The organism is Bacteroidetes bacterium SB0662_bin_6, assembly GCA_009839485.1.
GTDB lineage: Bacteria > Bacteroidota > Rhodothermia > Rhodothermales > VXPQ01 > VXPQ01.
The window spans coordinates 41,476-63,002 of sequence record VXPQ01000048.1; the positions used below are offsets into that span (position 1 = coordinate 41,476).

A 21,527-nucleotide genomic window follows, 5' to 3' on the forward strand; every position below is an offset into this window, starting at 1 on the left:
CTACCCCTCTTGCTTCAACCCCCGCGCCATGAGCCCTTCCACGGCGTCCCGGGGCGCCATCCCCTCGAAAAGGATGTGATAGACCGCTTCGGTAATGGGCATCTCCACATCGTACCGGCCTGCAAGCCGATACACCGAATCGGCGGTGCTCATCCCTTCCGCCACCATGTTCATTTCCTGCTGAATGGCTTCCGGGCTCGCGCCCTGACCGATGCGCTCGCCGACATACCGGTTGCGGCTGTACCGGCTCATGCAGGTCACCACCAGATCTCCGAGTCCGGCAAGGCCCGCAAAGGTGCTCTCTTTGGCGCCCATCGCAAGACCCAGCCGCTGGGTTTCAGCCAGCCCACGGGTCAGGATAGCTGACTTGGTGTTGTCGCCGTACCCGAGCCCGTCTCCGATGCCGGCCGCCAGCGCCATGACGTTCTTCACGGAACCGGCGATCTCGACACCCAGCAGGTCAGAATTGCGGTACACCCTAAAGCGCGGCGCGGCAAATACGGACTGTATCTCGGCGACGGTATCCTCGGAACGGGCGGCGGCCACCACCGTGGTAGGCTTCTCCTCGGCCACTTCCTCGGCATGGCTGGGACCCGACAGCACTCCCAGCCGCTCCGGCGGCACAGACTGCAATACATCGGCAAGCACGCCGGTCGTCGTATACAGCGAACCGATTTCGATACCCTTGGCCACCGATACGTAGACCAGATCGTTCCCCGTCTCCTCCCTCACCTGCATGGCGCAGGCGCGCACCGCCTGTGCGGGCATGGCGAAAACCCACATGTCGCGATCCTGCACGGCTTCGCGGATATCCGACGTAATGGAAATACTGTCCGGAAGCAGGGCGCTCGTAAGATAGGTAGGATTCCGCCGCGTGCGGCGCATGGCCTCGGCAGCTTCCGGGCGCCGGGCCCAAAGCACGACATGGTGGCCCGATTTTGCAAGAAGGATAGCGAGCGCGGTCCCCCAGCTACCCGCTCCCAGCATGGCGATGCGTCTGGTCACCATGACGCCCTCTCGCTACAACTCGCCACGGCCTTTCATGCCCTTCGCCGGGCGGAAGGAACGAATCCGATTCTCCGTTCCCCTGAGCAATCGGCGGATGTTGGTCCGGTGCGTAAGGACGATGCCCACCGTGATCGCAATCCCGAAAACGAGCAGGCTCGGGTCGACCCGTTCGATATCGAACACATAGCGCCGAATGGCTACCACGGACGGAAACGCCGCGGCCGCCGAAATCGACGCTACCGAAACGTACCGCGAGGAAAGGAGCACGATCAGGAAAACGCCCAGCGTAATCCCCATGGTGGCCGGCGTCAGGGCAAACAGGACCCCGGCGGCGGTGTTTACGCCCTTGCCTCCGCGAAAACCGGCCCACACCGGATACATATGTCCGATAATGGCCGCTATGCCCGCCAGAAGCCGCACAACCACTTCCATTTGCCAGACGGCGAACCCCGCAGGAAGCGCATCCAGGCGAAGCGATGCGATCACGCCCGCGGCCAGCAGCCCTTTCCCCAGGTCCACGAGCGCGGCAAGCATGCCCGCTTTCCATCCAAGCACCCGGAAAACGTTCGTCGCTCCGGCATTGCGGCTCCCGTACAAACGGATATCCACGCCGTGCATCCACTGGCCCACCCAAACACTGCCGGGGATGGAGCCCACCAGATAACTCAGAATCAGAATAACCGCGAGAGACAGCATGACGCGAAGAAAGCAAGGAGTTGCTTCGGGTACTTATGAACACGCCGGACGGCCCGGCAGGTTTCCGGAAAGCACCGTATGGAGACAATGATTACACGTGCGTAACCACGTCGACTCCGGCTTCCGGAAGGGTGTACGGGAGAGACCTAACGGAGCACAAGCTCCTCGTGCAAACGGTGGAGATCGCCCGTCACGACGACGGCGAAACGGAGGCGCCTCCACCCTCGCAGTACGCCTTCACGGCATCCATATCCGCTGCAATCGCCTTGGCGACGACGCCCTTGATGAGCGGCGCCATCAGGCGCGACAGGATCCTGTACGGACGCGCGTCCATCACCATGTCGAGCCGGGTGCCGTCACCATCGCCCAATGGGGTCACCGTGAACACCGTGTCCCAGATCGTCCCGCCCTCGTCCGATACCATGCGGACTCGCTCGTTCGCCACGAACTCGGTGACCTCGATTTCCGTGGTCGCTTCCCTGCTCCGCATCACACGTGTTTCCCGGAACCGGGCTCCCACGCCAACCTTTTGGTCAGTCAGGAACTCCACGCGCACCAGATGCGGCACGGCCTCGCTGTAGTTGGAGATGTCGGACACGATAGAAAAGACCACTTCGGGGGCGGCGTCAATGGTTCGGCTCACTGCGGTTCGGGTCATCGTCGTTGGATTCGTTTAGTACCGCTTCAGGGGATTCTCCTTCACACCCGCTCCAGCGCCTGCACGAGGTCCGCCGCAATGTCCTCCGGGTCCTCGATACCCACCGAAATCCGCACCAGATTGTCGCCGATACCCAGTCGCTCCCGCCGTTTTTCTCCGATGTTCTTGTGCGTCGTAGTAGCCGGATGCGTCATCAACGAGTGTACGTCGCCGAGACTCGTTGCCAGAACCACCAGTTGCAGCGCATTGGCGAACCGGAAAACGGCCGCCTCGTCGGCATCGCGTATTTCGAAACTCACCATGCCGCCGTACAAGGTATTGCCGTCGGGACCGCGGGCGAACAACCTGTCTGCAACCGCCTTGTCGGGATGGCTGTCGAGTCCGGGATAATGCACTGCCCCGACCCGGGGATGCTCCTCGAGCACCCGCGCCACATGCAAGGCGTTCCGGGAATGTTCTTCCATGCGCAGCGGCAGCGTCTTGATGCCCCGCATGGTCAAAAACGAATGAAAAGGACCCAGATTCGGACCCAGATGGCGGCCCAACTCCTGCATCCAGTCCGCATGGGACTCCCGGCAGACCGTCACCCCGCCCAGCACGTCCGCATGACCCGCAAGGTATTTGGTAGCGCTGTGCATGACGATATCGGCGCCGAAATCGAACGGACGGCTCAGAATGGGCGTGGTGAAGGTGGCGTCCACCACGACAGGCACGCCATGGCGTTTGCCCATAGCGCAAATGGCGTCCAGCGGCGTGACCCTCATAAGCGGGTTCGAGGCGGTCTCCACGAGGATACATCCCGTGTCGCTTTGCGTGAGCGCCGCTTCGAACGCCTCCGGATTGCAGGGGTCCGCATAGCGGGTAATCACCTCCTGCTGTTCCATGAGTTGCAGGAGCTGGAAGGTCTCTCCGAACAACACCTCTGCGGTCAGAATGGAAGTCGGGCGGTCCCTGAGCGCCGTAAGCAGCGCGATGTGCAAGGCGGCCATGCCCGAACTGCACGCCAGTGCGCTGTCTCCGCCCTCCAGCAAAGCCACCTGGCGTTGCAGGGCCGCGGCAGTCGGGTTGCCGTAGCGCTGGTAAACGAAGCCCTCCATTTCCGCGTTGGCGACCGCGGTCATGTCCGCCGCCCGCTGGTAATGGAAACTGGCCGCCAATTCGATGGCAGGGGCCGAGGGAGAGTACGGCGCATCTCCGCGCTCCGGCATACACCCGTGAATGGCGAGCGTGCTCTGTTTCATACGGCTTCCAGCGCCTGTTCGAGGTCCGCAAGAATATCGTCGATGTCCTCCGCGCCGATGGACAGGCGAACCAATCCGTCCGTGATGCCCAGTTGCGCCCGCCGCTCGGGCGAAAGCATCCGGTGCGTGGCGCTGGCCGGGTGCAGCCCCAGCGTAGTCAGATCCCCGATACTGGCCGACGTAGCGGCAAGATGCAAGCGGTCCAGAAAAGCGTAGGCGCCGTCCTGCCCTCCGCGCACGTCGACCCCCACGGCGCCGCCTGCCTGTCCCTCGGGAAACAGCCTCGCCACGATATCCGCGTCCGGGTGATCCGAACTCCCCGGGTACAGGATCCGCTCGACAGCCGGATGCCCGGTCAGCCGCTCGGCCACCAGTCGCGCGTTCTCGCAATGCCTCCGCATACGCAGCGGCAGCGTCTTGATCCCCCGCATGACCAGAAACGCCTCGAACGGCCCCGGATTGGGACCGAGACACCTGTACACTTGCCCGAGCGCTTCATGGTGTTCTTTCTGGGCAACCACCGCGCCGGCCAGCACATCTCCATGACCTGCGAGGTACTTGGTGGCACTGTGGATGACCATGTCGGCGCCATGATCTATGGGCTTGATGAGCAGCGGCGTGAATGTGTTGTCCACGAGAAAAAGCGCGCCGGCGTCGTGGGCGATGTCTGCAAGGCGGTCCAGATCCGCAACGCGCAGGCACGGATTGGACAACGTTTCCGTGATGAGCAGCGCGGGACGGGTTTCACGTACGGCTTCGCGCACCGCCTCCAGGTCGCAAAAGTCGCAGAACCGGACATCGATCCCCGACGGCCTCAGTACGCTTGCAAGCAGTTCGAGGCTGCCCCCGTAGAGTACATCGGCGGCCACAATGGACTGACGGCGATCCAGGAGCGATGTCATGATAGCGAGGTGTACCGCCCCCATCCCGGAGGATGTGGCGAACGCTCCATCCATGCCTTCGAGCGCGGCGATCTGCTCTTCAAGCGCCCCTGCGCTGGGATTGCTTATCCGCGAGTACACCTCGCCGGCGCGTTCCTCTGCAAACACCGCGGCAAGGTCTTCTATGCGTTCATAGAAGAAACTCGACGAAGAATAGACCGGCGTCGCCACCGGGATGTAGTCGCCGAGCCGCTTGCGATCGCCCGCATGCACCAGCGAAGTCTGGAGCTTCATCCGCCCTATCTGACAAGCGTCATGGTTTTTGTCAGTGTCTTCGCACCGCTGCCGATCGTCAAACGGTATACGTAGGCGCCGGTCGGCAATCCCCCGGCGTCGAACCGGGCCCTGTGCTCGCCTTGCGGCAGCACGGCCTCCACAAGGGTTGCGATACGTTTGCCGGCCATATCGAACACTTCAAGACGTACGGGACCGGACTCGTCCAGATAATAGACGATCTCCGTGGACGGATTGAACGGATTCGGGTAGTTCTGGGACAGCGTCGAGGTTTCGGGAAGCTCGCCCGCGCGGGTGACGGACGTTACGTCGGTCTCGTCCACAGCGATGAAGGTATAAAGAAGGGGCCCACTAAGGTCATAGGGCTCAGGCGCGACGAAGTCCTCAATCAAGCTTTCTACCGAGCTCAGAGCGATATTCATTAAAAAGCTATTCAAAGAAAGCGTCATCGTGGTGTCGCTTTCGAACGTATATGCGGCAGATATATTGAAAGGGCCAATGCTCGACGGGATGGTTATCGAAAGGCTATCCACGTCCTCGGCTATTGCATAGGTGCCTTCAGCAGGATCCCCGTCTCCCGCATCGTCGCCTGCCGTTGCAATCAGGAAATCTACTTTCAGCGTATCGTCTTCCTCTGCATGAAACGTAAGGTTAAACACGTACAAAGCGAGATCCGCGGACCGGTCCCCCGAAGCGTCCTCGATTGCCGACAATTCCCACCTTCCAAGTATCCTTTCCGCATCGGTCTCGGTCTGCGCCAACGCAGACCACGGCGACAGGAGCATAGCGGATAGTGCGATCAAAAAAGCAAACGATTTCCTGGGCATGGTTCTCCGTATCGATGTGTTGCCGTGTTGCCAAATAGTGGAAGTGCACGGAGTCCTGCGCCGCAATGCGCTGCTCCGGCAAGTGTCGATCATTCAGTGCGGGACATTCACTGTGTGCCCCATGGTTGGACTATTGCGCCAATATAGCGCATCGAAAGAGAATTGCAAAGGAGGAGCGCATGCCGGGCAAGGGGCAACAAGCGCCTCTTAAAAAATAATTCTTCCCCGGGCAACTCTGTCACAACGAACCAGGGCCCGCAGAGCGCCGCTGCATAGTGCTAACAGGCCCTAATCTCCCCGATCTTCCGGGGTTGTTCGCGGAGGTTCTCGAGAATGCGCATGGCGCGATCCGCCTCGCTTGCCGGCACGACAGCAAGCAGTCCCATGCCCAGATTGAACGTGCGCCGCAGATCGTCTTCCGGGACGTTGCCAAGATCCTGAATCAACCGGAAAAGAGGCGGGCGCTCCCAGGCGTCGTAGTCGATGTCGAAGGTCAGGCCGTCCGGGATGATGCGCGGGGTATTGCCGGGAATGCCACCCCCCGTAACGTGTACGAAGCCCCTGCCCATACCCTGTTCGAGCAGGGCGCGGATGGGTCTGAGGTAGGACCGGTGTACGGCAAGCAGCGCCTCGCCGACGCTCGCCCCGCCCAGTTCCTCCGGACGATCCCCGGGATCGAAGTGCGAAAACAACACGGCGCGGGCCAGCGAATAGCCGTTCGTGTGCAAACCGGTCGAGGGCAGGCCCAGTAGTACATCCCCCGCCTCGATGGCCGATCCGTCGACGATCTGCGCCTTTTCCACCACGCCCACGATAGCCCCGGCGAGATCGTACTCGCCCTCGCCGTAAAGACCCGGCATCTCCGCCGTCTCCCCCCCGATCAGCGCGCATTCGTTCTCCTTGCATGCGATCGCCATGCCCCGAACCACGTCTTCGGCCACATCCGGATCGAGCTTCCCCGTCGAGAAATAATCCAGAAAAAACAGCGGGCGGGCGCCGCACACGGCAATATCGTTTACGCAGTGGTTGACCAGATCCTGGCCCACGGTGTCGTGGCGTCCCGTACGGAACGCTACCTTGAGTTTCGTGCCGACCCCGTCCACCGAGGAGACAAGCAGGGGGCGGTCATACCCGTCACCCAGTTCGAAGAAGGCGCCGAAGGCGCCGATATCCGCGGCTACCCCCCTCGTGAAGGTCTCCCGCACAAGCGGCTTGATACGGCGCAAGGCTTCTTCGCCTGCGTCGATGTCTACCCCGGCATCGCGATACGTAGTCATTCCCTTTTCCTGAAATTATCCGCGTGAACGGAAGGTCGTGCGTCCGAATCTCGCCTGAATGCGGACCTGCATGCGGCTCCGGCCCGAAAGCACAACAGGTCTGGCCCATACATCGTACTCACGACGGCGGATTTCGTGCAGAACTTCCAGCGCGCCGAGCCACCACCGCTTGAACGCGCCTGCCTTGCGGCGCGGCAATTCAAGGGCAAGGGGCTCGGCCAGCGCAAAGGCGTTCTTGGCCCGAATAGTTTGTTTCCACAAAAGCCGTTTCATGGACTCGTCCACCCGTCCCTCAAGCAGTTGCTCGTGCGAAACACCGTGCTGGGCAAGATCCGTCTCGGGAATGAAAAAACGCCCTTCGGACACATCTCGTTTCAGAGCCATAAGACGGCCCGTCCAGAAAAATCCCTGGGCCAATTCATCCACGTAGCTGCGTTGCCACGACCCGGAAATACCTGCAAGGTGGGCGAGCAAACGGGCATGCGGGCAAACCCATTGATCCATGAACCCGTTGACCGCGCGATCGTCCGGAAAGCGCGCAGGCCCCGCCCATACCCGGGCTGCCGATACCTGCTCGGCCAGCAATGCGCGGGGCAATTTCTCCGCCTCGCATGCGGCAAGCGCCTGCTTCGTCACCGTTTCCGGGACGACACGGAGCAGTTTTCCGACCATAATACGATCGCTTTCCTCGTCGAAAAAAGCGCCGGAAGGGGAGCCGGACGGTACAGCGGACGGCAGAGAAAGCAACACGGTAGGGCATGTGAGCGCCTGGTGAAAATCCCACAGCGCCTGGGCATGCGGAAGTTGCCTCCGGTTCCAGCCATCGAAGTAGAATGGCATGGGAAGGGGGTCCTGAATATCGGACTGGATATCGGGCGAAGAAACCGGCAAGGAACAGGATGTATTGTTTTCGGTGCTGCCGATCTTACTATCAGGATACTCTGATTAAGTCCGCAAAACCCGGAGTACCCTATACTATGCCACAAGATACGGACGCAAGGCCTCCATAGAGGGCAGGATTTCCTCGACCGCCGCACCCTGCGCCCCGATCGCCGCCAGTCGTTCGGGCACATCGGGTTCGAAATCGAGCGCAGCATGCACCGTTTCCGGAAACTTGGCCGGATGCGCCGTAGCAAGTACCACAACCGGCCCCTGCAGCGCGCCGAGTGCGCGCTGGCGGCGTACCGCCTCGAGGCCCACGGCAGTGTGCGGATCGGCCACATAGCCGGTAGCTTCATAGACCCGCTGCATGGACGCAACCGTATCTTCGTCGAGCACGCGCTCCGCACGTATCAATCGCTGCATGGCCGGACGATCCAGCAAGGCCTGGAGCCTTTCGAAATTGCTGGGTGCACCGACATCCATCGCATTGGAAAGGGTTCGAATCGTGGGGGCGAATCCGGCGTCTTCTCCGGAGAGAAAGCGGGGGAAAAAGTCGTTGGCGTTGTGCGCCGCAAGAAAGCCCGCCACCGGCAAGCCGGACAAGTGGGCAAGCACTCCCCCTGTCAGGTTACCGAGGTTGCCGCTCGGTACGCAAAACCATGGGTTTTCAGCAGGAAACCGGCTCGCCGCAAGCACATAATACATCATCTGCGGCAGTAAGCGACCGATATTGATGGAGTTGGCGGAAGAAAGGCCTGCTCCGGCGAACGCCGGATGCACAAACGCTTCTTTCGCCATGCGCTGGCAGTCGTCGAAATCCCCGGCTACGCGGAGCGCCTGTACGCCCGGCCTTGCCGCAATCAACTGCTGTTCCTGCACCGGGCTTACCTTGTCCTTCGGATAGAGGAGTACGACCCGGATCCGCTCCTGCCCGGCGAACCCGTCGGCCACGGCGCTGCCCGTATCGCCCGATGTAGCCACAAGAATCGTCGCTCTCTCGCCGCGCCGCGCCAGAAAATAGCCCATCCAGCGGGCCATGGTCCGCGCCCCGAAATCCTTGAAGGAGAGCGTGGGACCATGAAACAGTTCCAGCACGAAGGTATCACTCCATGGTCCGCCTCCTGTCGGGGCGAGCGGCACAAGAGGCGCCGGGAAATCGAGTGCATCCCGGACAATGCGTTCCTGATCGGGAGCGGAAACTTCGTCGCCGATCCAGCCTGCGAACACCCTGCAGGCCATGTCGGGGAGCGTATCTCCCTCGAAGATGTGTGCAAAAGATATGCGAGGCGGATTTTGGGGCACATACAAGCCCCCGTCGGGCGCCAGACCTCGCAAGAGCGCTTCCCCGAACGATATGCTTTCCGTATCTGTCGTACTGCGCGTGCTGCGGTAAGGAATCGCCATGAACTCGCTATGCGGGCTGCTGCGCGCGCACGCTGTGCTCTACCATATCGACTACGCCCGTATCGTTCACTTCGGCTATCACTCCTTCGGCTTCGACACGCTCGGATGCGCTTGCCGCCAGCATGGCGTTCCGTATCGAAACGGCCTCATCCGCGGAAGGCGCAAGAGCAAACATGGCCGGTCCGGAGCCGGTCAGGGCGCATCCGAATGCACCGGCCTCGAGGGCGGCGCTCCGCACGGCATGGTAACAAGGCACCAGGGAAGCACGCACCGGCTCCACGAGGCGATCCCGCATCATGCATTGCCCAACGGTTTCCCAATCACCGCACCGGTACGCATCCACCAGAAACGCCAGTTCGGAAGCATTGCCTGCAGCGTCCTTGAGGGACACGCGGTCCGGCAACATGTCACGGGCCTGCTTGGTGAGCACCTGCACGGCAGGAAGAATAAGCGCAATATGAAGCGGGCCGGGCAGTTCGATACGCCTGTAGCGGGCAGCATCGCTCGACGAAACCAGAATAAGTCCCCCCAGCAAGGCGGGAAGCGCATTATCCCCATGCCGCCCGCCGGAAGCGATGTCTTCGGCCTCGAGTACGGCCTCGACAAGAGCTTCTTTTGCAAAAGGCCTTCCGAAAAGCATGTTCACGGCCCAGGCGCCGGCCACTGCACTGGCCGCAGAACCGCCGATGCCGGATCCGAGCGGAATCCCTTTCGTGAGCGTAAGCTCGACCCCTTCGTCCGTGCCAAGCAGATTCAATACGCCCTGCGCCGCAATGACTGCGGTGTTCTTTGCGGAATCTTCGAGCACCTCCCAGGGCACGGCGCCCGGCTCATGTTTAAGCCGGATACCCGGGTATTCCGTACGGCGCGCCCGGACCACATCCCCGATCCCGGAAATGCACAGGCCAAGCGCGTCGAATCCCGGCCCAAGATTGGACAAGGAAGCCGGACCAAAAACATCTACAGGGTGAAGCGACATATAAATCTTTACCTTATATCAAGTAGTATAAGATGTTGTTAGAGAATGTGTTAATGTCGTGGATCAGCGTATTATCGGCAGGTCTTCTCCCCCCTTTGCAGGCAGCATAGTCGCTTCCTCGCGCAGGAAAACATCCACGCCGCGGGCAGCCTCCCGCCCCTCGGCAATAGCCCACACCACGAGCGACTGCCCCCGGCGCATATCTCCCGCCGCAAACACGCCGGGACGCGATGACATGTAGTTCTCGTCCGTCCGGACATTCCCCCGGTCGTCCAGCTCGACGCCGAGTTGGGCAATCACGCCATCCGGCTCCGGCCCGACATAGCCCACCGCAAGAAGCACGAGATCGGCTGGCCACAGGTGCTCGGAATTGGGCTGCTCCACGAATCGCAGACGCCCGGAAGCATCCTTCTTCGGCCGCACGTTCACCGTACGCAGTTCCTGCACGAGCCCGTCGTCGCCGCAGAATTCCTTCGTCAGTACGCTCCAATGGCGATCCACCCCCTCTTCGTGCGATGTACTCGTCTGGAAAACCATGGGCATGAAGGGCCAGGGTTGATGAGGCGGGCGGTCTTCGGGCGGTATGGGAAGCAACTCGAATTGCGTGATGGATTTGGCCCCTTGCCTGTTGGCGGTACCCACACAGTCGCTTCCCGTATCGCCGCCGCCTATCACAATGACGTCTTTGCCGGAAGCCGTGATCGGCTCCACATGATCCATGGCGTCGCCCTCATTGATCTTGTTCTGCCGCCAGAGATAATCCCATGCGAAATGAATGCCGGTCAACTCCCGGCCCGGAACCGGCACATCGCGCGGCTTCGTAGCCCCTCCGGCAAGCACTATGGCGCAAAAATCATCGAGAGCGGTCACAGGGTAATCCTTGCCCACTTCGGCATTCGTAATGAACTCGATGCCTTCCTCACACATCACGTCGATCCGGCGATCCACGATCCATTTCTCGAGCTTGAAATCCGGAATGCCATAGCGAAGGAGCCCGCCGATGCGGTCGTCCCGTTCAAACACGGTAACCGAGTGACCGGCCCGATTGAGCTGGTCGGCAGCGGCAAGCCCCGCGGGGCCCGATCCCACCACAGCCACCTTTCGCCCCGTCCTTTCCACCGGCGGGCGCGGTGCATACCAGTTGTTCTTCCAGGCCCTGTCCGAGATGCTTTTTTCGATCTGCTCAATCGTTACAGGCGGCTCGTTGATGCCAAGCACGCAGGCCGATTCACAAGGAGCGGGGCATATCCTGCCCGTGAACTCCGGAAAATTGTTCGTCGCGCGCAACCGCTCGAACGCCCCTTCCCATTCATCCTGGTATACCAGATCGTTCCAGTCCGGAATGATGTTGCCGAGCGGACACCCTGCCTGACAGAAGGGCACCCCGCAATCCATGCAACGCGCGGCCTGCCGCTTCACCTTTCTGACAGGAAGCTCCAGGTACACATCGCGGTAGTCCCGCTTGCGTTCCTCCACCGGGCGACGAGGGGCCAACTCCCGGGGATACTCCATAAATCCCGTTATTTTACCCATATACTTCCGATCCCTTGTAAACCCCTGTCTATACGACGGCATGCTCCGGTATTATCGCCTGCCCCGCTTCTTCCTCCAGCCGGAGGAGGGCATTCCGATATTCGACCGGCATGATCTTGATGAATTCTTCCAGCGAGGCTTCCCAGTTTTCAAGAACCCATTCCGCAACGGAGCTGCCCGTAAGGCGATAGTGCTTCTCCACCATCGCATGCAGTTCCTCCATGTCGGCAGGGTCTTCCACCCGTTCGATATCCACCATCTTGCCGTTGCAGCGTAACGTCCGGAACTCCAGGGTGCCGTCGAGCACGTACGCCACGCCTCCACTCATACCCGCCGCAAAATTGCGCCCGGTGGGGCCAAGCACGACCACGCGGCCCCCGGTCATGTACTCACACCCGTGATCGCCGAGGCCTTCGACCACAGCATGCACACCGCTGTTGCGCACGCCGAAACGTTCGCCGGCGCGCCCGCGCACGAACACTTCCCCGCTCGTGGCCCCGTACAGCGCCACATTGCCGATGATAATGTTGCTGTGCGCATCGTATCCGGCATTTTCCGGCGGCTGGACGATTATGCGGGAACCGGAAAGCCCCTTGCCGAAATAATCGTTCGCATCGCCTCTCAGGTGGACGGTTATTCCCGGAGCCCCGAAGGCGAAGAAACTCTGCCCCCCGGAGCCGGCCATATTGATACGAATCGTATCGTCAGGAAGGCCTGTGATCGGATACCGCTTGCTCACTTCGGCGGAAAGCAACGTTCCGACCGTCCGGTTGATATTCCGAATAGCGATATCGAACGCAACCGGGGTTTTCGTTTCGAGCGCCGGGCGGGCCATTTCGATCAGGCGATGATCCAGCGCCTTGTCGATGCCGTGATCCTGCTCTGTGGTATGGAACTTGCGCAGCGCTTCGGGTACCTCCGGCTTCACGAGAATCGGGGAAAGGTCCAGATGCCTGGCTTTCCAGTGATCGATACCCGGGCGCACTTTCAACCGCTGCACCTGTCCGGTCATTTCCTCCACCGTGCGGAACCCGAGACGGGCCATGATCTCGCGCAATTCTTCCGCAACGAAGTGGAAATAATTGATTACATCTTCCGGCTGCCCTTCGAATTTCTTACGGAGCTCCGGATCCTGGGTGGCGATACCGACAGGACACGTATTCAGATGGCATTTACGCATCATAATGCAGCCTATCGCCACCAGCGGCGCCGTAGAAAAGCCGAATTCGTCCGCCCCCAGCAGACAAGCGACCGCTACGTCGAGCCCGGTCTTGAGTTGTCCGTCGCATTCCACCCGAATACGGCTCCGGAGCCCATTGCGGACAAGCACCTGATGCGTCTCGGACAGGCCAAGCTCCCAGGGAAGCCCTGCATGCATGATGGAGGTTTGCGGAGAAGCCCCCGTCCCTCCGTCGTGGCCGGAAATCAGCACGACATCGGCCTTCCCCTTGGCCACGCCGGCGGCGACTGTGCCTACCCCCACCTCAGAGACCAGTTTGACCGTAATCCGTGCGTCCGGATTCGAGTTCTTGAGATCGTGGATCAACTGCGCCAGATCCTCGATCGAATAGATGTCGTGGTGTGGAGGCGGGGAAATGAGCCCTACATACGGAGTCGAATGGCGCGTCTTCGCAATCCACGGATACACCTTTTCACCCGGCAATTGGCCGCCTTCCCCCGGCTTGGCCCCCTGGGCCATTTTAATCTGAATCTCGTCGGCGCTTGTCAGGTAGTCGATGGTCACGCCAAAACGCCCCGAGGCCACCTGCTTGATCACGCTCCGCTTTTCGCTGCGGCGATCATACCGTTCCGGGTCCTCGCCTCCTTCGCCTGTGTTGCTCTTGCCCCCGATGCGGTTCATGGCAATGGCGAGCGTCTCGTGGGTTTCCTTCGAAATGGACCCGTACGACATGGCGCCTGTCTTGAACCGCTTGACGATCTCCGTCCACGGTTCCACTTCATCGAGCGGCACGGGGCTTGCCCCCGCTTCGTCCAGCACAAGCAACCCGCGCAATGTGCCGAGCTGCCGGGTCTGATCGTTGACCTGCCTGGAATATTCCTCGTAGGTAGAAGCCTCTCCGGAGCGGACCGCCTGCTGCAGGCGCGCAATCGTCATGGGATTGAACAAATGGTGTTCGCCGTTGCGGCGCCAGAGATAACGTCCGCCCGGGTCCAGGCCATTCGAGAACACAAGGCGGAGGTCCGGCCAGGCCTGACGATGGCGTATCATCGTCTCCTCGGCAACCGTATCGAGATCGATGCCGCCTATGCGACTTGCCGTACCCGTGAAATACCGGTCGATAAGATCCCGGGACAGGCCGACCGCCTCGAAGATCTGGGCGCCCCGGTAACTCTGTACCGTGGAAATGCCCATCTTCGACATGACTTTGAGAATCCCCTTCCCGATCGATTTCATGTAACTGACCCTTGCCTCGGTGTCAGAAATCTCTTCTTCCCCGAGCAAGCGTTCGATCACCTGCAAGGCCAGCCACGGGTTTACCGCATCGGCGCCGTACCCGATAAGCGTGCAGAAATGATGCACCTCCCGAGGCTCTCCGCTTTCCACCACGATGGAAGCGCGGGTGCGAAGGCCCTTGCGAATCAGGCGATGATGTACAGCGCCGGTAGCGAGCAATGCCGGAATAGGCGCCAGATTCGGGCCGGCGGCCCGATCCGACAATACCAGCACAGACCGTCCTTCGCGCACCAGCCGCTCCGCCTCATCGCACAGATGATCGAGCGTCTTCCGGAGGCCCTCTCCCCCGCTGTCTCCATCGAATACGATGTCGATCTTCTGTGTCTTCAATTCCTCGATTCCCGAATTCGGGAGACGCGCAAGATCCCGATCCGAAAGAATGGGCTGCTTCAGAATCAGTTTGCGGCAATGCTGCGGCGTCTCCTTGAAAAGGTCCCGCTCGGCGCCCAGTTGCGTGAACAGGGAGGTCACCATCTCTTCACGGATCGCGTCGAGTGGGGGGTTCGTCACCTGGGCAAACAACTGGCGAAAATAATCGTAGAGGAGACGCGGCTTATCCGACAATACAGCGAGGGGCGTATCGTCCCCCATCGAACCGAGAGCTTCCTTTCCATACAGCCCCATAGGCTTCATGAGGAGGCGCTCGTCCTCGAGCGTGTAGCCGAACATTTTCTCCAGAACATGGAGTTCCTCGGGAGAATGCCGTGCCGGTCTTCCGTAATCCGGCAAATCCTGCAGGCGCACGGCGTGATCCCTAAGCCACTCGATATAGGGACGGCGGGTGGCCAGCCTTTGCTTGATTTCCTCGTCTTCAATAACCCGGTGCTCTTCCAGATCAACCAGAAACATCTTGCCGGGCTGCAAGCGCCCCTTCGACACCACATCGGCCGGATCTATATCGAGGACGCCCGTCTCGGAGGCCAGAACGACCAGGCCGTCTTTCGTGACCGTAAACCGGGAGGGCCGCAAGCCATTCCGGTCGAGAATAGCGCCAATGTACCGGCCGTCCGTAAAGGGCAGCACAGCCGGCCCGTCCCAGGGCTCCATCAAACAGGAATGGTACTCGTAAAAGGCGCGCCTCTCCTCGCTCATCTCCCGGGTGTATTCCCAGGCTTCCGGCACGAGCATCATCATAGCGTGCGGAAGCGAACGGCCCGTAAAGTAGAGCAGTTCGAGAGCATTGTCCAGAATGGCCGAATCGCTGGCGCCCTCGGTCAGTATGGGCAAAAGCTTCTGCATGTCGTCGCCGAAGAGTTCCGACTCGAACAGCGACTGCCGGGCATTCATCCAGTTGAAATTGCCCCGGAGCGTGTTGATCTCGCCGTTGTGGCACAAGAAGCGGAATGGCTGCGCCAGCGGCCACTGCGGCAGCGTATTCGTAGAAAATCGCGCATGCACCATCGCAAGCGCGCTTTTCATGCGAGGATCAACGAGGTCCGGATAAAACCCGGGCAGGTCGTCGGCCAATAACATCCCCTTGTACACGATCGTACGCGAGGATAACGAGGGGATATAAAATTCGCTCGTCTCCGGTATATCCGCCCCTGCTATGGTATGTTCAACCACTTTGCGGATCACATACAGTTTGCGTTCAAACGCATCCTGATCCACGGTTTGCTCGCCGCATCCTACCAGCACCTGCCAGAGTTCGGGCTGCATGTCTGCGGCGGCTTCCCCCACGGAATCCGGAGAAACCGGTACGCGGCGCCATCCGAGAAATTCCTGTCCTTCCACCCGAACGGTTTCCTCGACGATATTCCTGCAAAATGTCTGCGCACGGGCGTCCCGGGGTAAAAAAACCATGCCGGCCGCATATTTCCCCGGGGCGCGTACGCCGGCGCCGAGTTCTTTCAGCACGGGCGCCAGAAATTCGTGCGGCATCTGAAGAAGAATTCCCGTTCCGTCGCTTGTCCGGTCATCGCATCCGCATGCCGAGCGATGCGACAGGTTGTTCAGCATTTCCAGTCCCTTCTGCACAATATCGTGGACCGGCTCGTTCTGCACATTGCAAACGAAACCGACGCCGCACGCGTCGTGCTCGTAAAACGAATCGTAAAGACCTTCGCGGATACGTGGTAACTGCATAATGCTTCGGTACTGCCTCCTTCTTCAATCTTCAATCCTGGCCAACGAGGGCTTCCTTCATGGAACGGACCGGCCTGGCGCCTTCCCGCATCAGCGCATACCGGATACCATCTGCAATAGCCTGCCAGCTTGCTTCCAGAATGTTGGTGGACACCCCCACCGTATTCCATGTCTCGTTCCCGTTCTTATGCTCGACAAGCACACGGACATACGCCGCCGTGCCGTCTTCGGGGCTTACCACGCGCACCTTGTAATCGGCAAGATGCACCTGCTCGAGGCTCGGATAAAAGGCGGTCAACACGCCGCGCAATGCGTTCGACAGGGCATCTACCGGCCCTACTCCTTCGGCCACGAGTAATTCCCTGCGGCCATCCACGCGAAGAGCCACCGTTGCCTGGGTGGTATCCGCACCTGCATCGCTGAGTTCACTCTGGACCCGAAGTCGCTCCAGAGAAAAGAACTCCGTTTCCTCGCCCTGAATCTGCCGGAGCAACAGTTCGAATGAAGCTTCGGCGCCTTCGAATTCATACCCGAGATGCTCGAGATCCTTGATGCGCTTTACGGCGCGGGCCGCCTCGTCCGCTTCGCCCAGATCAAGGCCCAGTTCCTGCGCCTTGTAGCGTACGTTGCTGCGACCGGATAAATCAGACACGAGCACCCGGCGCTTGTTACCGACCTGTTCGGGCATGAGATGCTCGTAGGCCGCCGGTTCCTTCATCACCGCCGACACATGGATGCCGCCTTTGTGGGCGAATGCACTCCGACCCACATACGCCGATCGCCCCACCGGATCGAGGTTCGCCACCTCGTATACGAAATGCGAGAGATCCGTGAGTTCACGCATTCTGTCCGGCGCTACGCACGCGTATCCGAGTTTGAGTTGGAGTCCCGGGACAATCGCGGTCAGATCCGCGTTGCCGCAGCGTTCTCCGATCCCATTGATCGTCCCCTGCACATGCCGTGCGCCGGCCTGTACCGCTATGATCGAATTGGCCGCGGCGCATCCGGCGTCATTGTGTGCATGAATGCCGAGCACCACATCGAAGCGATCCGCCACATCCTGGACGATTCGCCCCAGCGTGTGTGGCAGCGTACCGCCGTTCGTGTCGCACAGAGCCAACACGTCCGCCCCCGCTGCCACTGCGGCCTCCAGCGTCTCCAGCGCATAGACCCGGTCATTCAGGTACCCGTCGAAAAAATGCTCTGCATCGTATACCACATGCTTTCCGTGCGCCTTCAGGTATGCTACGGAAGAGCAGATCAGGTCAAGGTTTTCCTCCCTGGTCACGCCCAGGGCCACTTCCACATGGAGCGTCCAGCTTTTGCCAAAAAGGGAAACCACCGGGGTATCCGCTGCCAGCATGGCCTGCAGGTTGGGATCGTCCTCCGGCGCGTACTGCGCACGGCGTGTGGAGCCAAAAGCACAGATGCGCGCCTGTTCCCAATCCACATCCCGCGCCAATTCGAAAAATTCCTGATCTTTCGGATTTGAACCAGGCCATCCCCCTTCTATAATGCCAATGCCAAAGTGGTCAAGACGTTTTGCGATCCGCAACTTGTCGCGAGCCGTCAGTGAAACGTGCTCGCCTTGCGTACCGTCGCGGAGCGTCGTATCGAAGAGCTCCACAAGGACCGGTTCGTCGGCATGTTCTGGCATGAAGGTATCCATTTGGCTTCTGATTGCCCGATGTGGTGTCACCTCTGACAACAACCTGCAACGGGACACACCCTGTTCGATGCGTCAGGTCGGCATAAATCCGGCTTGTCTTGCGAATTCGAAAACATTGCCCGCTTTCAGTATCTCGGCCACATCCCCAAGCGGTTTGAGCAAAAACTCCTCTCCGGTCGTGCGATTGGCAAGCTTGCCGAGCGTCGTATCTATTTCAAGGAGATCACCCGTGCGCACGCGCTCGACCAGCCGCTCGATCGACTCGAACGGAACGATAAACCCTCCGTCCACCGCATTGCGGTAAAAGATGCGGGCGTAACTCTCAGCCACCACAGCGGTGCATCCGGCTTCCTGCAATGCAAACGGGGCATGCTCCCGCGAAGACCCGCACCCGAAATTCGAACCGCCTATCACAATCGTATAGGCGCTCTCGAACGCATCTTCCTCGGTAAACGGACGGTTTCCGTAAGGAAGTCCTTGCTGATCCTGCGGTACGCCGCTGAGCGCATAGCGCCCGTAATACTTGCGCTCCTCCGGATCGGACAGACTGTATACCAGGTGCTCCGCCGGAATAATCTGGTCTGTATCGATGGCGTCGCCCACTACGTAGGCCGTTCCCGTAATCATCTTTTTCATACCAGCACCTCGCGAGGATCCGTAATGACTCCGGAAAGCGCCGAGGCCGCCACCGTGTAGGGGGAGGCCAGATATACGGAAGCGTCCTTGCTGCCCATGCGTCCGGGGAAGTTCCGGTTCGTCGTGGAGATCACGACTTCCGTGCCGTGGGTTCTGCCGAACGTATCCGACGGCCCGCCGAGGCATGCCGCACAGGAAGCCTGGCCCAGTTTGCAACCGGACCGTTCGAAAATTTCGTACAGCGTGTCGCCTTCGACACGCGTCGTGTGTAACTGCTTTCCGATCCAGGTCGTCGCCGGCACGATGTAGGTGTCGATGACTACCTCCTGCCCCCGCAGGATGCTCGCCGCCGCCACAAAATCCTCCAGTTTGCCGCCGGTGCAACTGCCGACGTACGCCCGATCCAGGCGCGTCCCGACCACTTCCGACACCGTCGCCCGGTTGTCCGGGCTGTGCGGCTTCGCCACAAGCGGCTCGATGTCCTCGACACGGTAGGTCTTAAGCGTATGATACCGGGCATCGGGATCGCCGTAGACAGGCTCAAACTCCGTATCGGTGCGCGCCCGCACGTACTCGAAGGTTTTTTCGTCGGGCGGAATGATCCCGTTCTTTCCTCCTGCTTCGATCGCCATGTTCGTCAACGTCATGCGCTCGTGGACCGGCAGATCGTAAACCGCTTCCCCGTCGAACTCGAGCGCACGGTAGGTGCCCCCGTCCGTTCCGATGTCGCCGATGACCTGCAGGATGAGGTCCTTCGCCATGAGATAAGGAGGGAGAGACCCCTCGAACACGAATCGCATCGTTTCGGGGACCTTGAGCCAGATCTTGCCGGTGCCCATGATCAGTGCAGCATCCGTGTTGCCCACTCCGGTCGAAAACATGCCGAACGCACCGGAAGTACACGTGTGACTGTCCGTGCCGATCAGCAGTGAACCCGGCACGTTGAACCCTTCCTCGGCAAGCGCCATGTGGCATACGCCCTTGTAGCTCGGCGTCCCCGGATCATAGTAATACGGGAGATCGTGCTCCGCGGCAAAGGCCCGAAGCAAATCCACATTCCGGTTCGCGTGGTGGTTCTTCGTGAAGATGTAGTGATCAGGAATGATCACCAGCTTCTCCTTGTCCCACGGTACCGCATCGGCTCCGAATTCGCGGCGGAAAATATCGATGGTCGGAGGGCCGCACACATCGTGCGTCATGAGGATGTCCACATCCACCCAGATGTTATCCCCGGGCGCCACCCGATCCCGACCTGCGTGCCGCGCCAGTATTTTTTCCGTAATCGTCATGCTACGCCTCCCTCGAACGAACTCATGATGCCATTGCCCACGAATGTCATGTTTTCCTCGTCGGATCGCCAGGTTTCCAGATTATTGAGCGCATCGATGTAGGCATCCGCAGATGCCCGAATCACATCCGTGTTTTGCGCCTGCCCTCTGAAAAAGGCTCCGCTTTCCCGGATAAGCACCGTCACTTCGCCAATGGCTCCGGCCCCCTGGGAAACGGATCGAATAGAATAACTCTCCAGTTTGTGCGAACTGCCAAGCGCATGGTTGATGGCGCGGTACACCGCATCCACAGGGCCATCGCCCGTCCCCTGCGCAGTCAACCGCTTCTCGGTAGAAACATTGAATACTTCTACCTCAGCCTTCGGCTGCTTACCGGTAGCGACCTTAACGGACAGTCTGTCGAGCCGGTAATGCTGTAAAACCGCATGCTCCGCATTCCCCTGAACCAGGTGAATCAGATCCGCATCGTGGATTTCTTTCTTGCGATCCGCAAGGCGAACAAATAACTGATAGAGCGTGTCCTTCCGGGACTCCTCGACATGCAGGCCCATCCGCTTCAGACGGCTGAAAAAGCCGTGGCGTCCGGAATGCCGCCCCAAACGGATTTGTTCGCTGGTCTGGCCCACGTCTTCCGCCCGCATGATTTCGTAGGTATCCCGGCGCTTCAGCACGCCATGCTGGTGAATACCTGCCTCGTGGCTAAAGGCATTGCGCCCCACAATGGCTTTGTTCGGCGGGACCGGAAACCCCGTCGCCACGGACACCATGCGACTTGTTTCGGTAAGGTGCGTGGCGTCTATGTCCGTGTCGACGCCGAATTGCTCATGCCGGACACGCAACGCCATCACCACTTCTTCCAGCGAGGCATTGCCGGCCCGTTCGCCAATGCCGTTGACCGTACACTCGACCTGCCGGGCACCCGCACACACGGCCGCAATGGAATTGGCCACAGCAAAACCGAGGTCGTCATGACAGTGGGTCGAGAGCACCACATTCTTTGTAGACCGTACGCCTTTGCGAACCGCCTCGAACATGCGTGCATATTCGGTAGGCGTGCAATAGCCGGTCGTATCCGGAATGTTGATAGTGGTGGCGCCCTCCTCTATCGCGGCAGCAATCACCTCGCACAAAAACCCGTGATCCGTGCGGCCCGCATCCTCCGTGCTGAACTCTATATCATCGGTATACGTCCGCGCCAGTTGTACAGCTTCACGAGCCATCTGCACGACGTTCCGGCGTTTCTCCGAGAGCGTGCTGCCGTACTTGTCACTGCCGAACTTGGCGTCTATGTGAATATCGCTGGTGGCGATAAACGTATGAATCCGCGTCCGTTGGCCGCCGGACAATGACTTGCCGGCGGCATGTACATCGTCTTCGAGTGCACGGGCAAGCGCGCAGATCACGGGGCCCTGTACATCGCGCACGATGCTCGCCACCGCCTCGAACTGGGCCGGCGACGAAATGGGAAAGCCCGCCTCGATCACGTCCACGTTCAGCTTCACGAGTTGCCGGGCGATACGGATCTTCTCATTGATCGTCATGGATGCGCCCGGCGCCTGCTCGCCGTCGCGCAACGTCGTATCGAATATGGTTACTTTGTCTTTCATTGGAAAAATTCCTCGACGATTCCTTTTTACAAGTGGTGCGTAGGGGCTATCGCACGCGCCCGATGCGTCGACGACAGGAAGTCGT

16 protein-coding genes are annotated in these 21,527 nt (G+C 60.2%); all 16 read right to left on the reverse strand.

The annotated features are described in order from the left end of the window. A complete protein-coding gene (locus tag F4Y00_09950; GenBank protein ID MYE05278.1) occupies nucleotides 1-1,008 on the reverse strand; it encodes an NAD(P)-dependent glycerol-3-phosphate dehydrogenase in 1,008 nt (335 codons plus the stop codon). 12 nt (nucleotides 1,009-1,020) lie between these two features. Continuing rightward, nucleotides 1,021-1,704: a glycerol-3-phosphate 1-O-acyltransferase PlsY gene (gene plsY, locus F4Y00_09955; protein ID MYE05279.1), complete on the reverse strand. Its 684-nt coding sequence runs from the start codon at nucleotides 1,702-1,704 to the stop codon at nucleotides 1,021-1,023. Between the two features lie 190 nt (nucleotides 1,705-1,894). Further along, the gene (locus F4Y00_09960; protein ID MYE05280.1) at nucleotides 1,895-2,362 is read right to left on the reverse strand and encodes an SRPBCC family protein; all 468 of its coding nucleotides are present in this window, start codon (nucleotides 2,360-2,362) and stop codon (nucleotides 1,895-1,897) included. A gap of 41 nt (nucleotides 2,363-2,403) precedes the next feature. Further along, entirely contained in the window at nucleotides 2,404-3,603 is a 1,200-nt protein-coding gene (locus tag F4Y00_09965; protein ID MYE05281.1) for a PLP-dependent transferase, read from the reverse strand. Beyond that, a complete protein-coding gene (locus F4Y00_09970; GenBank protein MYE05282.1) occupies nucleotides 3,600-4,778 on the reverse strand; it encodes an aminotransferase class I/II-fold pyridoxal phosphate-dependent enzyme in 1,179 nt (392 codons plus the stop codon). The genes F4Y00_09965 and F4Y00_09970 overlap by 4 nt, the downstream gene beginning before the upstream one ends. A gap of 5 nt (nucleotides 4,779-4,783) precedes the next feature. Further along, nucleotides 4,784-5,698, reverse strand: coding sequence for a T9SS type A sorting domain-containing protein (locus tag F4Y00_09975; protein ID MYE05283.1), 915 nt, complete (start codon nucleotides 5,696-5,698; stop codon nucleotides 4,784-4,786). Nucleotides 5,699-5,883: 185 nt separating this feature from the next. Continuing rightward, entirely contained in the window at nucleotides 5,884-6,882 is a 999-nt protein-coding gene (locus F4Y00_09980) for a phosphoribosylformylglycinamidine cyclo-ligase (protein ID MYE05284.1), read from the reverse strand. Between the two features lie 15 nt (nucleotides 6,883-6,897). Next, nucleotides 6,898-7,773 carry a phytoene synthase gene (locus F4Y00_09985; protein ID MYE05285.1) on the reverse strand — a complete coding sequence of 292 codons (876 nt, stop codon included), beginning with the start codon at nucleotides 7,771-7,773 and terminating at the stop codon, nucleotides 6,898-6,900. A gap of 84 nt (nucleotides 7,774-7,857) precedes the next feature. After that, entirely contained in the window at nucleotides 7,858-9,168 is a 1,311-nt protein-coding gene (gene thrC / locus F4Y00_09990) for a threonine synthase (GenBank protein ID MYE05286.1), read from the reverse strand. A gap of 7 nt (nucleotides 9,169-9,175) precedes the next feature. Further along, complete coding sequence (locus F4Y00_09995) at nucleotides 9,176-10,147, reverse strand: homoserine kinase (protein MYE05287.1); 972 nt, start codon at nucleotides 10,145-10,147, stop codon at nucleotides 9,176-9,178. A gap of 63 nt (nucleotides 10,148-10,210) precedes the next feature. Next, nucleotides 10,211-11,680 (reverse strand): glutamate synthase subunit beta, encoded by a 1,470-nt coding sequence (locus tag F4Y00_10000; GenBank protein ID MYE05288.1) that lies wholly within the window; start codon nucleotides 11,678-11,680, stop codon nucleotides 10,211-10,213. 28 nt (nucleotides 11,681-11,708) lie between these two features. Beyond that, nucleotides 11,709-16,241, reverse strand: coding sequence for a glutamate synthase large subunit (gene gltB, locus F4Y00_10005; GenBank protein MYE05289.1), 4,533 nt, complete (start codon nucleotides 16,239-16,241; stop codon nucleotides 11,709-11,711). Between the two features lie 31 nt (nucleotides 16,242-16,272). Beyond that, nucleotides 16,273-17,898, reverse strand: a complete 1,626-nt coding sequence (locus F4Y00_10010) for a citramalate synthase (protein ID MYE05290.1) — start codon at nucleotides 17,896-17,898, stop codon at nucleotides 16,273-16,275. A gap of 84 nt (nucleotides 17,899-17,982) precedes the next feature. Further along, nucleotides 17,983-18,546, reverse strand: a complete 564-nt coding sequence (locus tag F4Y00_10015) for a 3-isopropylmalate dehydratase (GenBank protein MYE05291.1) — start codon at nucleotides 18,544-18,546, stop codon at nucleotides 17,983-17,985. Beyond that, the gene (locus F4Y00_10020; GenBank protein ID MYE05292.1) at nucleotides 18,543-19,835 is read right to left on the reverse strand and encodes a homoaconitate hydratase family protein; all 1,293 of its coding nucleotides are present in this window, start codon (nucleotides 19,833-19,835) and stop codon (nucleotides 18,543-18,545) included. Before F4Y00_10020 ends, F4Y00_10015 begins: the two co-directional genes overlap by 4 nt. Next, nucleotides 19,832-21,442 carry a 2-isopropylmalate synthase gene (locus F4Y00_10025; protein ID MYE05293.1) on the reverse strand — a complete coding sequence of 537 codons (1,611 nt, stop codon included), beginning with the start codon at nucleotides 21,440-21,442 and terminating at the stop codon, nucleotides 19,832-19,834. The genes F4Y00_10020 and F4Y00_10025 overlap by 4 nt, the downstream gene beginning before the upstream one ends. Nucleotides 21,443-21,527: the final 85 nt, after the last annotated feature.